At 29.1% G+C, this 12,986-nt stretch carries 12 protein-coding genes; 2 read left to right on the forward strand and 10 right to left on the reverse strand.

Going from position 1 to position 12,986, the window contains the following annotated elements:
• Together ACULEV_RS04350 and ACULEV_RS04355 are read right to left on the reverse strand one after the other, a co-directional pair.
• A complete protein-coding gene (locus ACULEV_RS04350; protein WP_445457445.1) occupies positions 1–1,908 on the reverse strand; it encodes a transglutaminase-like domain-containing protein in 1,908 nt (635 codons plus the stop codon).
• A gap of 96 nt (positions 1,909–2,004) precedes the next feature.
• Positions 2,005–2,775, reverse strand: a complete 771-nt coding sequence (locus ACULEV_RS04355) for an NYN domain-containing protein (protein WP_445457446.1) — start codon at positions 2,773–2,775, stop codon at positions 2,005–2,007.
• 205 nt (positions 2,776–2,980) lie between these two features.
• On the opposite strand from ACULEV_RS04355, the gene ACULEV_RS04360 reads away from it, so the two are divergent.
• Positions 2,981–3,940 carry an ion channel gene (locus ACULEV_RS04360; RefSeq protein ID WP_445457447.1) on the forward strand — a complete coding sequence of 320 codons (960 nt, stop codon included), beginning with the start codon at positions 2,981–2,983 and terminating at the stop codon, positions 3,938–3,940.
• 3 nt (positions 3,941–3,943) lie between these two features.
• Here the strand turns inward: ACULEV_RS04360 and gloA2 are convergent, their stop codons facing one another.
• A complete protein-coding gene (gene gloA2 / locus ACULEV_RS04365; protein ID WP_445457448.1) occupies positions 3,944–4,333 on the reverse strand; it encodes an SMU1112c/YaeR family gloxylase I-like metalloprotein in 390 nt (129 codons plus the stop codon).
• A 72-nt stretch (positions 4,334–4,405) separates the two neighbouring features.
• A complete protein-coding gene (locus ACULEV_RS04370) occupies positions 4,406–5,428 on the reverse strand; it encodes a M28 family metallopeptidase (RefSeq protein ID WP_445457449.1) in 1,023 nt (340 codons plus the stop codon).
• Between the two features lie 170 nt (positions 5,429–5,598).
• Between ACULEV_RS04370 and ACULEV_RS04375 the strand changes: the two genes are divergently transcribed.
• On the forward strand, positions 5,599–6,351 hold the full coding sequence (locus ACULEV_RS04375; RefSeq protein ID WP_445457450.1) for a sulfite exporter TauE/SafE family protein: 753 nt from the start codon (positions 5,599–5,601) through the stop codon (positions 6,349–6,351).
• Here the strand turns inward: ACULEV_RS04375 and ribB are convergent, their stop codons facing one another.
• From ribB to tpx, 6 genes are read right to left on the reverse strand one after another with little or no spacing between them, the layout of a single operon-like run.
• Positions 6,352–7,485, reverse strand: coding sequence for a 3,4-dihydroxy-2-butanone-4-phosphate synthase (gene ribB, locus ACULEV_RS04380; RefSeq protein WP_445457451.1), 1,134 nt, complete (start codon positions 7,483–7,485; stop codon positions 6,352–6,354). It lies immediately after the preceding gene.
• Positions 7,486–7,492: 7 nt separating this feature from the next.
• Positions 7,493–8,926 carry an LptF/LptG family permease gene (locus ACULEV_RS04385; protein WP_445457452.1) on the reverse strand — a complete coding sequence of 478 codons (1,434 nt, stop codon included), beginning with the start codon at positions 8,924–8,926 and terminating at the stop codon, positions 7,493–7,495.
• Positions 8,927–8,929: 3 nt separating this feature from the next.
• Positions 8,930–9,574, reverse strand: a complete 645-nt coding sequence (locus ACULEV_RS04390; RefSeq protein WP_445457453.1) for a LolA family protein — start codon at positions 9,572–9,574, stop codon at positions 8,930–8,932.
• A gap of 5 nt (positions 9,575–9,579) precedes the next feature.
• The gene (locus ACULEV_RS04395) at positions 9,580–12,051 is read right to left on the reverse strand and encodes a DNA translocase FtsK (protein ID WP_445457454.1); all 2,472 of its coding nucleotides are present in this window, start codon (positions 12,049–12,051) and stop codon (positions 9,580–9,582) included.
• Positions 12,052–12,083: 32 nt separating this feature from the next.
• Complete coding sequence (locus ACULEV_RS04400) at positions 12,084–12,458, reverse strand: diacylglycerol kinase (protein WP_445457455.1); 375 nt, start codon at positions 12,456–12,458, stop codon at positions 12,084–12,086.
• 8 nt (positions 12,459–12,466) lie between these two features.
• Positions 12,467–12,964 carry a thiol peroxidase gene (gene tpx / locus ACULEV_RS04405; protein WP_445457456.1) on the reverse strand — a complete coding sequence of 166 codons (498 nt, stop codon included), beginning with the start codon at positions 12,962–12,964 and terminating at the stop codon, positions 12,467–12,469.
• Positions 12,965–12,986 lie beyond the last annotated feature (22 nt).

Raw genomic sequence — 12,986 nt, forward strand, 5'->3', positions numbered from 1 at the left:
TTATTTGGTTAAGACAATTTGTTCCGCATATATTTTCTTTATATTTTCAAAATTTTTCTTGGATGTTTCAAAGTCATTCTTTTTAATCATTCCATTTTTAAAATTGAAAACTTTATGGTAAATAATGGTGTTATTTTTAACTTCAAAATTTAAAGCTATTTCATAATCGTTGGTTTTAATAGATACATTTTCGGGTATTTTTTTTACCGAATAGCCTATAGGAATTTCTAATGTTATAGTAACATCATCATAACTTTTGTAACCAAATAATATATTCTCTTTTCTATCAGAAAAATCTAAATAATTATATTCTTTGTCATAATCTAAATCAATGTATATTTCATCATCAAATGAAGAAACATGATTGTCTAATGCAAGATCATAACTAATTTTTACATTGTCATCTCTATTCGATAAATCTGAAGTTATAATATTACTTACATTATAATTTTTGTTTCCAGAATTAATATACCATTTTAAAGCTTCTTCTTTCTTATCATTTTTAATGTTGTTGTAAGTATAAAGAAATGAAGCTCTACTTTCTCCAAAAAATTCTTTTTTTACTTTACCTTTTAGGGTTTCATTTTCAAGAGTATAATTGACAGTGTAAATTTCTTTATTGAAAAGAGCATCGTGTGTAGGGATTTTATCAATTATATACTTATCACCATCTTCAATTAAAACTTCTTTCCCTTGAATTCTATCTGCATATTCTTTAAAAGAATTGAATTTTTCAGTTCCATCTAAAAAGTATCTTTTACCGTCTTTTATAACTACACAAATCATGTGGTTATCCACCGATAAAGAAGGAATACTATAATTATATGCAATGTGTTTTGTGCCAATCCAACATAATCTTGCATCAAAACCTGCTACTTTTAGCATTTGTTTTGTAAGGTTTGCCATTCCTTTACAATCTCCATATTTTTTATTGAATACATTTTGTGAATCATCTGGTTTAAAACCGGCAATTCCGTCTTCAAAAGCAATATATCTAATATTATCTTGTACCCAATAATAGATATTTTTTATTTTTTCATCATCAGTTTTAGCTCCTTTTGTTAATTCTTTTACTTTAGATTCAAAAATTGCAGGATCATCTTTCATATCATCTACTAATGATTTGTACCATTTATACAAATCGGCTGTTTCATTAAATAAAGTAATTTTTTCCTCTTTATTAGTAAATGATTTGGCAATAAACAAGATATGAGGGTAAATATAACTTGGTCCAGGAGTTAATTTTTCTTTTGCGATAGGAGGAATGTTTTTAATAGTGTATTTGTATACTACTGCTTCTGTATTTTTAGTTTCCGTTTTTGTTATATCAAAACCATCAAAATTAAATTCTTTAATTTCAAGGTTTAACCATTTTGGAATAGTAATCACAATTTCTTTATCTACAACTGGAAATTCATCATTGAAATAGATGGAAGTAAAGTATTTTACATCTTTAATTTTTTTCTCTAAATCATATAAATAGGTGTAACCTTGAATTGGAAAATCAATGTCAAAATATTTTACTCTTGCGTCATTGTAAAACAAATCGTTGCTTTTGTAAAATTCATCTAAAGGATAAATATTAGCTGGTTTTTTATTTTTATACTTTAATGAAAAAGTATTAATGGAAGACTGACTATCATAAAATTCATATTTTTGAATATCAGCTCTATGATTAATATTTAATAATATTTCTGAAATAGCATAGTTAACTTCTACGTTCTTTTTATCTTTTGCTATTTCAAAATTAACGGTTTCTGTGCTTTTTAAAATGGCAACATCAGATTTGTCAAATTTTTCTCTTAATTCTTTAGCAGTTTTTATTTCAGTAGGAGTAGGTTCTATGTTTTTTTGACTCCACATGTTTAGTGAAATTAAAAAAACGAAAAGTAGGTTAATTTTTTTCATTCTTAAGATTTGTGCAATATTAGAAAAAATATCGCTTCGTAAGTGTTTTTTTTGTGATAAGATGGTGTTAAATAGGTTTTTAGCTTATTTTTTCTTTTATTTCTTTCTAATATATATGTGTTTCACATTTGGATTGTTAGTATCTCTGACATCTATATCAAATTTTTGCATGCTTTTAATTAAAGGTAAGAGTTTACTGAAACCATAATTACGCGGATCAAAATCGGTTTTCTTTTTTAAAATAAGATTTCCTAAATCACCCAAAAAAGCCCAACCATTTTCATCTTCTAAATCGTCTATACTAGTTGCGAAAAGATTAATGATCTTAGGATCTATTTTACTTAATGGTGTTTTTTGTTTTGAGTTATTATTTTTTGTTGCTTTTTTAGAGTTAGAAGAAGATTCTATTTGAATTTCTGAATCGTCTTTTTTCAAGATTTCAATATATATAAACTTATCACAAGCTGTAATAAAAGGTTTTAATGTTTTCTTTTCGCCTATACCTATTACTGTCATTCCTGCTTCTCGAAGACGAGTGGCTAATCGTGTAAAATCGGAATCACTTGATACTATGCAAAAACCATCTACTTTTCCAGTGTATAAAATATCCATAGCATCTATTATGAGAGCACTGTCACTAGCATTTTTACCAGTTGAATAACTATATTGTTGAATAGGAGTAATGGCATTTTCTAATAGAACATTTTTCCAACCTGAAACCGTTGGTTTTGTCCAATCAGCATAGATTCTTTTAAAGGTAGGTGTTCCGTATTTTGCTATTTCTTCAAACATTTCTTTTACATTTGCATAAGGCACATTGTCTGCATCAATAAGAACGGCTAATTTTAAGTCTTTTTTAATTTCCATTTTTCATTTTGTTTCATCTGTGTAAGTATTGTTTTTAGCGGTCGCATATGTTATCTCCTTTTACTCATTGGTAGTTTGTTTATGCAAACTTGATGTTAATGGCGATTTCATAACAGTAAATGTACTACAAATGATTGGTGATGCATAATAAATCTTACCTTTGATAGCGATAATTTTTTATAATTTTGTGAATAAAGTAATAAAAATGGCATTGTTTAAAAAGATAAATACTAAGGCAAAAACAATTAATTCTTCAGGTTTTGGTACCAGTGCTTCTAATTATGGAGGTCGTTTTGTGAATAAAAACGGTGATGCAAATGTTAGAAAAAAAGGAATTGCTCTTCTAGAAAGTATTAGTTGGCATCACTTTATGCTAAATATTCCGAGATGGCATTTTTTAGGTATAATAGTTTTATTTTATTTTGTAGCCAATCTGTTTTTTGCTTCAATTTATTATTGGATTGGAGTAGAACATTTAAACGGAATTGTTGCTAATACAAAACTTGAAAAATTTGGACAAGCTTTCTTTTTTAGTATACAAACTTTTACTACTGTTGGTTATGGACATATTAATCCAATAGGCTTTTGGGCAAGTTTTACTTCTTCTGTTGAAGCATTAACTGGTTTGTTAACTTTTGCCATAGCAACAGGATTATTTTATGGACGTTTTAGTAAGCCTCAAGCTTTTGTAAAGTTTTCCGAAAATGCAGTCATTGCACCTTATGGAGACGGAATAGCTTTAATGCTTCGAATGACTCCTTATAAAAATGCTAATTTAACTGATGCTGAAGCAAGGGTGACACTTGGTTTAAGTATTGAAGAAAAGGGTGCAATGGTAAATAAATTTTTTGAATTACCACTCGAATTAAGTAAAGTAAATGCGCTAACGCTTAGTTGGACTTTGGTTCACCCAATAACAGAAAAAAGCCCGTTGTATAATTTTACAGCGGAAGACTATGCTTCAATTGATGGTGAAATATTAGTATTTATAAAAGTATTTGATGATATCTATAGTACGCATTTAGTAAAACGAACTTCTTATATTTTTAAAGAGGTGGTTTATGGTGCTAAATTTAATATCATGTATAATAGAAATCATGACGATAGTAAAACAATTTTAGATTTGCAAAAATTGAATTCTTTTGAAAAAGTAGTATTGCCTTAAATATTACTTTTCGTAAAATTCTATAGGTAATCCATCTGGATCTTGAGTAAAAGTAAACCGTTTATTTGTTATTTCATCTATTCGAATAGGTTCAACATCTATTTGAAATTGATTTAAATGAGCAATTATGGTTTCTAAATTTTCTACTTCAAAAGCTAAATGTCTTAAGCCAGTTGCTTCTGGTCTTGAAGGTCTTTTGGGAGGATTTGGAAAAGAAAACAATTCAACACAATATTGACCATTTATAGAAAGGTCTAATTTATATGACATTCTTTCTGTTCTGTATGTTTCTTTAATTATTTCTAAACCTAATACATCAATGTAGAATTTTTTTGAAACTTCATAATTAGAACAAATAATAGCAATGTGATGAATTTTATTTAGCATTGACATAAAAAATAGCATTTTTTAAAAAAAATAAATCCCCATTTATTTAATGAGGACTTATTTTTATAGATAGATAAATTATTTTCCGTCTCTATCAACAACTATTCTTTCTTCTCTATTAGCAAGTTCCCAAGCTAAAGTGAAAGCTAATTGTGCTCTTTTGGCTAATGCATCATATTCAATTTTATCAGGTGTATCAGAAGCCATGTGGTAATCTGCATGAACACCATTAAAGAAAAAGATAGCCGGAACTCCTTTTTTAGCAAAATTATAATGATCTGAACGATAATAAATTCTTTCTGGATCTTTACGATCATTGTATTTATAATCTAAAGTTAGATTAGTATATTTTTTATTTACTTCTTCATTAATAGTATGTAATTCTGAACTTAGTCTATCTGAACCAATTACATAAACATAGTTATTTGTGTCTGAATGAATTGCATCGCGTCTTCCTATCATATCAATATTAATATCTGCAATAGTGTTTTCTAATGGGAATAATGGATTTTCTGAATAAAATCTTGAGCCATGTAAACCGTGTTCTTCACCAGTAACATGTAAGAAAAGAATAGATCGTTTTGGGCCAAATCCTTCTTTTTTTGCTTGTGCAAATGCTTCAGCAATTTCAAGTAAAGCTACCGTTCCTGAACCATCATCATCTGCACCATTATATACTTCACCATTTTTTGTTCCCACATGATCATAATGTGCAGAAACGACTAAAATTTCTTCTGGTTTTTCTGAACCTTTTATAAAAGCCCAAATGTTTTCTGAATCATTTAATTTTGGAGAAAACCCTTTTGCCATAAACTCTGAAGGAACTTTTTGGTACCAATTTTCAGCACCTGTAGGAAAACTTATATCATTCTTTTTATATTGCTCAATAAGATATTTTCCAGCTTTCTTTTGACCTTCTGTTCCTGTATCTCTTCCTTCCATTTCATCAGAAGCAACAATATGTAAATGTGTACTTAATTCGTCAGAAGTAATGGTATTCATATATTTAGAAACATCGGCTTCTTTTTTAGCTTTTGGAACCGAATTACAACTTACTAAAAGTAGGGTTAATAGTGCTCCAGAAATTAATTTTTTCTTCATTTTATTAGGACTAGTTTTTGTTGAATAAGGAAGTAAAAATAGCTTATTTATTATAGAAATTAGATGTTTGTTAACATTTTTTTATAAATAAATAAATGTCCGCTTAGGCTAGTTTTTCTACTTTATGCTAACTATTATTTCAATATCTTTACTGTCAATTTATATCTTTTATGGATTTTCAATATGAATACCTTCTTTTAATTCCTATAGGTTTTATTGCTGGTTTTTTAAACACTATAGCTGGTGGAGGAACATTACTAACTTTACCTACTTTAATTTTCATGGGTCTACCAGCACCTTTAGCTAACGGAACCAATAGAATAGCAATTTTAGTTCAAACATTTACAGCTGTTAGAGGTTTTAAAAGCAAAGGTATTTCAACTTATCCATTTAGTTTGTACTTAGGATTATCCGCTTTAGTAGGATCTTTTATTGGTGCCAAATTAGCAATTGATATAAAAGGCGAATTGTTTAATAGAATTTTAGCCGTTATTATGATAATGGTTTTAATCACAATTCTATTTAATCCAAAAAAGAATTATACTGAGATTATAGAAAAAACAACAGGAAAGTCTTTATATATTTCTTTATTTATTTTCTTTTTTTTAGGGATTTATGGAGGTTTTATAAATGCAGGAATTGGTTTTTTAATGCTATTGATTTTACCTTATGTAAATGGATTGTCTTTGTTGAAATCGAATGTAACAAAAGTTCTTGTGGTATTTATTTATACAATTGGAGCAGTAATTGTTTTTGCTTTAGAAGATAAAATTAATTACATGTTAGCACTTATTTTAACCACTGGAAATGCTTCAGGAGCTTGGTTTGGAAGTCGATGGTCTGTAAAAAAAGAGGACAAAGTAATTCGATTATTTCTTATTATTACGGTGTCCTCTCTCGCTATTAAATTATGGTTTTTCTAATTAGTAATTTACATATTCAGTAATTTCTAGACCATATCCTATCATACCCACACGTTTAGAATGGTCAGGATTATTAGATAATAATTTTATTCTAGAAATATCTATGTCATGAAGAATTTGAGCACCTATTCCAAAATCTTTTGAATCCATTTTTATTTGTGGTGCTTTAATAATACCGTTTTCTTGTAGTTTTTTCAATTCTGATAATCGTGATAGTAATTCTAATGATTTTATTTCCTGATTAATGAAAATTATAGCTCCTTTTCCTACTTCATTAATTTTTTTAAACATGACATCAAGTTTTTTATCAGCATCATTAGTTAATGTTCCTAAAATATCATTATTAACTTGGGTAGAATTGATTCGGGTAAGGATTGATTCACCTGTACTCCAAGTCCCTTTGGTTAAAGCAAGATGAACTTGTTTATTTGTTGTTTGAAGGTAAGCTCTTAATCTAAAAGTACCAAAGCGAGTTTCGATTTCAAAATCTTCTTTCTTTTGAATTAAGCTATCATGTTGCATTCTATAGGCTACTAAATCTTCAATAGAAACTAGCTTTAAATCGAATTTTTTAGCTACTTTAACAAGTTGAGGTAAACGTGCCATGGTTCCATCTTCATTCATAATTTCAACAATAACACCAGCTGGTTTAAAACCTGCAAGTCTCGCAAAATCAATAGCAGCTTCTGTGTGACCAGTTCTTCTTAAAACACCTCCTTGTTTAGCTATTAAGGGAAAAATATGACCTGGTCTGGCTAAATCAAAAGGTTTTGTTTCACTATCAATTAAAGAAATTACTGTTTTTGCTCTGTCAGCAGCTGAAATTCCTGTGGTAACACCATTTCCTTTTAAATCTACCGAAACGGTGAAAGCAGTTTCCATGTGGTCAGTGTTATTTCTAACCATTGCATGTAAATCTAGTTCATTACATCTGCTTTCTGTTAGAGGAGTACAAATTAACCCTCTTCCATGAGTTGCCATGAAATTAATCATTTCTGGGGTACATTTTTCGGCAGCAGCTAAAAAATCACCTTCATTCTCTCTGTCTTCATCATCGACGACTATTATAATTTTTCCTTGACGGATATCTTCTATGGCTTCTTCAATGGTGTTGAGTTGTATGTTTTTTGACATTGTAGTTTTAATTTTTTGAGAATCTTAAAAATATTTTCTTTATAGGATCAGTCAACCAGTCAAAATTAATCATAATTCCTATATCGTTTGTGGCTCTGTACGTTAGAAAGATAGCAAAAGGCGTTAAAAGAATAGAGGATAACCACATTCCTAAAACGATAGGAATAGTGTCTTCTTCTGATAATTTTTTTCCAAAAGTATTCATGAAATGAAATCCAATGAAAATAGCGATAGCAAAAACAATAGGTAAACCAATACCACCTTTTCTAATGATAGCCCCTAATGGAGCACCAATGAAGAACATAAGTAGGCAAGAAAAAGCAATGATAAATTTTTCATGCACAACAACCCAATGTGAATTTATATTTTTCTTTTTGTATTCTAAATCATTTTGGCTGTTTTGGATACTAAATTCAGTACTAGAAGTATTACTTTTAGCCATTTCTAGTATTTTTTGCTTTTCTTTATTACTGTAGATAGAAAGTAAATCGTTTTCTTTTTTTTCTTTATCAATATCTTGTAATCGATTCAACTGAAAAACATAATCATTTCTTTGAACTGTATTTTCAGCAAAGGAAACAATATCTTTATTATAATTAGTTTGTAAAGAATCTATAGTGTAATTTAATTCGTTTAAGGTTAGCATTTTTTCTGAGGTGATATCTGAATTATCACCTGAGTTTTCATCTAATTTTGTTAAATCTATATTTAAAGTATATTTTTTGAAACTGCTTTTCGCAAAAGGTTGTTTGTTTCGTTCTTCATATTTCTTAGGAATTATATTTTCATAATAATTTCCATCTAATAATTCTAATTGAAGATAATTCGAATTTTCATCACTCCTTAAAATACCATTTTTTGCTTTTATAACTGTATTTGCACCTAAACCTGCATTTGTATTTTTAACGTGCATGGTTACATCTTCAAGAAATTGTCCGTTTGTTCCAGATTTTTTCTCTACTTTGATATTAATTGCAGTTCCAATAGGGTTGAATTGTCCTTCTGCAATTGCCATTGCAGGTCTTTGTTGAACAATTGTTTTTCTGAGATTTAAAAATTTGTATTGTGCTTTTGGGATTACATTATTTGCAAATAAGAAAGAAATAATACTTAAACCTATGATAAATAATGTTAACATTCTCATAGCTCTTTGTAATGAAATTCCAGAAGATTTCATTGCAGCAAATTCATAATTTTCTGCAAAACTACCAAACGTCATTATGGAAGCGAGTACAACTGATAAAGGCAATACAAGAGGAACAATTGTGGGTGCGTAAAAAGACAGAAACTTTATTATGGTAAAAAAGTCTAAATCTTTCCCTGCTAATTCAGAAATGAATAACCATATTCCTTGTAAAACGAATATAAAAAAAAGGATTACAAATACCGAAGTAAATGTAATCATGAAGGACTTTATAATGTATTTGTCTAAGATTTTCACCTTTTAGTCTAATCTATTGATATAGTAATTTGGGTATTTTGACTCTGTAAAGGTAAAATGATTATCTGACAAAGGTTGGTTTGTTTTAAAAGAATTAACAGTTAATGTAGTTCTCGTTCCATTTTTTCCAGTTTCTATAAGATTATAAATGTTTTTGGTTTGAACGTCTATACCTAAAAGTATTTCTTTTCTTTGATCTTTAGAACTTATAGGAATTAGTTTAATGTATTGAATTTTTCTACCTTTTATGTCTTGTAAAATATCCCAAGAGTATTTATACCCAGAGTTAAAGAAGGTAAGCATTTTTGAAGGAGTTACAGCATTCTCATCTTTGTCATCAAATTTTGAAATGGATATTTCTTCATCTTCAGGAACAATTGTGTATACTTTTTTGCCATCAAAAATTTTAGTTACACCCATAAAGTTTAAATTGTATAAATTTCCTTTTAGTGTTACATTTCCTTTACTTTCCTGATTTATATTTTCCGTCGGATTATTTAATGCATACTTAAAATCAATAACTATATTTCCATAAGTCTTAACTTTAGCTGATACTTCATCTAAAAGACCTTTAGCTTTAGCAGCATCTTGCGCTTGAATTGAAAAACTTACTAAAAGAAAACATACTAATTTCAAAATTTTATTCATCTTATTTAATTATTATTTTGTTCGTTGTTTAAAAAATGGTCGAGTGCTACCAAGTCGGTAATTAAAACCGAGCGTGCTTTACTTCCTTCAAAAGGGCCTACAATGCCAGCCGCTTCTAATTGGTCAATTATTCTACCAGCTCTATTATATCCTAATTTTAATTTTCTTTGAATTAATGAGGCACTACCTTGTTGAGCCGTTACAATTACTTCAGCGGCTTCTCTAAATAAGGTGTCTCTGTCCGATATATCAACATCAAGAGTCGTGCCACTTTCTTCCCCTATATACTCTGGTAATTGATAGGCTTCAGGATAAGCTTTTTGACTTCCAATAAAGTCACAAACTTTTTCTACTTCAGGAGTATCTATAAATGCACATTGTACACGCACCATATCATTACCATTGGTATACAATAAATCTCCACGACCAATTAATTGATCTGCTCCACCGGCATCTAATATTGTTCTTGAATCTATTTTTGACATTACTCTAAAAGCAATCCTAGCGGGGAAATTGGCCTTTATCATACCTGTAATCACATTTACAGAAGGACGTTGAGTTGCAATAATTAAATGAATTCCAATAGCACGGGCTAATTGTGCTAAACGAGCTATAGGTGTTTCTACTTCTTTTCCTGCTGTCATAATCAAATCGGCAAATTCATCTACTACCAAAACAATGTAGGGTAAAAATCGATGTCCATTTTCTGGATTTAATTTACGCAATTTAAATTTATCGTTGTATTCTTTTATATTTCTAACCATAGCATCTTTTAATAAAGAATAACGGTTGTCCATTTCAATACATAATGAGTTTAAAGTATTGATTACTTTAGTGTTATCTGTGATAATAGCATCTTCTGTATCTGGAAGTTTAGCTAAATAATGACGTTCAATTTTATTGAATAATGTTAATTCTACTTTCTTTGGGTCAACTAAAACAAACTTAACTTCAGCAGGATGTTTTTTGTATAAAAGAGAAGCTAAAATGGCATTCAGACCTACTGATTTTCCTTGTCCAGTGGCACCAGCCATCAATAAGTGAGGCATTTTGGCTAAATCGACCACAAAAGTTTCATTTGAAATAGTTTTACCTAAAGCAATAGGTAGTTCCATTTCTGCTTGTTGAAATTTAGGTGAACTAATAACACTTTTCATTGCAACCATAGTTGGGTTGTTATTAGGGACTTCAATACCAATTGTTCCTTTTCCTGGAATTGGAGCAATGATACGAATACCTAAAGCGGCTAATGATAAGGCAATATCGTCTTCTAAATTTTTAATCTTTGAAATACGAATTCCAGCATCTGGAACAATTTCGTATAAGGTAACTGTTGGACCAACAGTTGCTTTTATTTGTGAAATCCCAATACTGTAGTTCTTTAAAGTTTCTACAATTCGGTTTTTATTTTCTTCTAATTCGGATTGATTAATTGTAATTCCACCAGTTGTATATTCTTTCAGTAAATCAATAGGAGGGAATTGATAATTGGATAATTCTAATGTAGGATCAAATTCTCCAAAATCTTGTACTAATTTGGCAGATAAATTTCCTTCTATAATTTCTTCTTCTTCCACTTTTTCAATTACAAAATCATTGTCTGCTTCAGTATTTATTGCAGTGGAACTAATTTTTTCAGTAATACTGAAATTGTCATCTTTTTTAGATTTTGGGTCTAAATTAAGTTCTGAAGCATTTGAAATAGTAGGTTTTAATGATTCTTTATTAATTTCAAAAATAGAAGGCTTCAATTCAATTTTAGAAATGGCTTCATCATCCTCTCTAATAATAAAATCATTTTCTATAGAAGAATTATTCTCTATAATTTTATTTGAGGTTTCGTTAGTGTTATTTTTTTCTTCTATTAATTCTTCTTGAAAAGTCTTGTTTGGTTTCTCAAAAATATTTTTAACAGCATCTGGAGAAATTTTAATTTTAAAAATTAAATAGATTATAGTGCTAAAAAATAATATTAAAGCTGTACCAATTTTACCAATGTAATCTTGAATATAAGAATTAACTTCAAAACCTATTGTTCCTGCAAGTTCAGGAAGATAATCCCAAAAGAATCCAAAAATAACTGAAAGAACAATGATTAGATATAAATCCCAAAATAATATTCTTTTAAGTTTACCAATGCTAATGTCAAGTATTAAATAGATGCCAGTTAAGAATAAAATTCTAACAAATAGAAAAGAAGCTACACCAAAACCTTGGTATAAGAAAAAATCGGCTAAGTAAGCTCCAAATTTTCCTAACCAGTTCTTTGTTTGAATCGCTCTATCAAAGACATCGTTTACTTGACTCTGATCATAATTTCCAGTTATGAAATAAGAAATAAAGGACAACAACAATGCAATTGAAAGCAAAACCAACAATACACCAATAGTGAACTTTTGTTGTCTTGAAAGTTTCAACGATTTCTTTTCTTTTGAAGGAGTCTTATTTTCTGTTTCTTTTTTACTTTTTTTAGCCATGTAGCAAACACTATTTTACAAAAATAGAGAATTTAAAATAAATAAGGAATATATATAATACTTCCTATTGTAATTGCGGTTAATGCTGCAAAAAATACAGCCCCAGCAGCAATATCTTTTATGAAGCCAATTTTTTTATGATAATCAGGATGAATAAAGTCTGCAATTTTTTCTACAGCTGTATTAATACCTTCAATTCCTAATACTAGTCCAGTTGCTAAAGTTTGTATAAGCCATTCTTCTTTTGTAATTCCAAAATAAAAACCAGCTACGATTAAAGTAAGTGCAATACTTAATTGAACCATTACACTATGTTCTGTTGTAGCTAATTTGAATGCTCCTTTAACAGCAAATAAAATACTTTTTAATCTTCCTTTTACGAAAGTATTGTCCTTTTCAAAAGCCATACGTTCGTTTATAAAGAAGCTAAAGCAGATTCATAATTTGGTTCGTTAGCAATTTCAGCTACTTGTTCTGTATATTTAACTGTACCGTTTTCATCTACTACGATTACAACTCTTGAATGTAAACCAGCTAATGGACCATCTGTAATTTCTAAACCAAAATCTTTTCCAAAGCTTCCAGTATTAAAATCAGATAAGTTAATTACATTTTCTAATCCTTCAGCACCACAAAAACGTTTTTGAGCAAAAGGTAAATCTCGAGAAATACATAATACCTTAGTGTTTTCTAATTTACTTGCTTTTTCATTGAAAGCTCTAACTGAAGCGGCACATGTTCCAGTATCAATACTAGGGAAAATATTTAAAACTAACTTATTTCCAGCAAAATCTGCTAAAGTAGTTGTCCCTAAATCGGTTTTAACTAATTTGAAATCAGGTGATTTTGATCCTATTTGTGGTAATTCTCCTGATGTATGTATTGCGTTTCCGCCTAATGTTACTGTTGCCATAATGTCTTTTTTTAGAAGCTCA

This window comes from Flavobacterium sp. HNIBRBA15423, assembly GCF_052655965.1.

What these genes read in the sequence shown, in the direction of transcription:
- ACULEV_RS04350 (WP_445457445.1), bottom strand. Translation starts at nt 1,908, where the DNA reads ATGAAAAAAATTAACCTACTTTTCGTTTTTTTAATTTCACTAAACATG.
- ACULEV_RS04355 (WP_445457446.1), bottom strand. Translation starts at nt 2,775, where the DNA reads ATGGAAATTAAAAAAGACTTAAAATTAGCCGTTCTTATTGATGCAGAC.
- ACULEV_RS04360 (WP_445457447.1), top strand. Translation starts at nt 2,981, where the DNA reads ATGGCATTGTTTAAAAAGATAAATACTAAGGCAAAAACAATTAATTCT.
- gloA2 (WP_445457448.1), bottom strand. Translation starts at nt 4,333, where the DNA reads ATGTCAATGCTAAATAAAATTCATCACATTGCTATTATTTGTTCTAAT.
- ACULEV_RS04370 (WP_445457449.1), bottom strand. Translation starts at nt 5,428, where the DNA reads ATGAAGAAAAAATTAATTTCTGGAGCACTATTAACCCTACTTTTAGTA.
- ACULEV_RS04375 (WP_445457450.1), top strand. Translation starts at nt 5,599, where the DNA reads ATGGATTTTCAATATGAATACCTTCTTTTAATTCCTATAGGTTTTATT.
- ribB (WP_445457451.1), bottom strand. Translation starts at nt 7,485, where the DNA reads ATGTCAAAAAACATACAACTCAACACCATTGAAGAAGCCATAGAAGAT.
- ACULEV_RS04390 (WP_445457453.1), bottom strand. Translation starts at nt 9,574, where the DNA reads ATGAATAAAATTTTGAAATTAGTATGTTTTCTTTTAGTAAGTTTTTCA.
- ACULEV_RS04395 (WP_445457454.1), bottom strand. Translation starts at nt 12,051, where the DNA reads ATGGCTAAAAAAAGTAAAAAAGAAACAGAAAATAAGACTCCTTCAAAA.
- ACULEV_RS04400 (WP_445457455.1), bottom strand. Translation starts at nt 12,458, where the DNA reads ATGGCTTTTGAAAAGGACAATACTTTCGTAAAAGGAAGATTAAAAAGT.
- tpx (WP_445457456.1), bottom strand. Translation starts at nt 12,964, where the DNA reads ATGGCAACAGTAACATTAGGCGGAAACGCAATACATACATCAGGAGAA.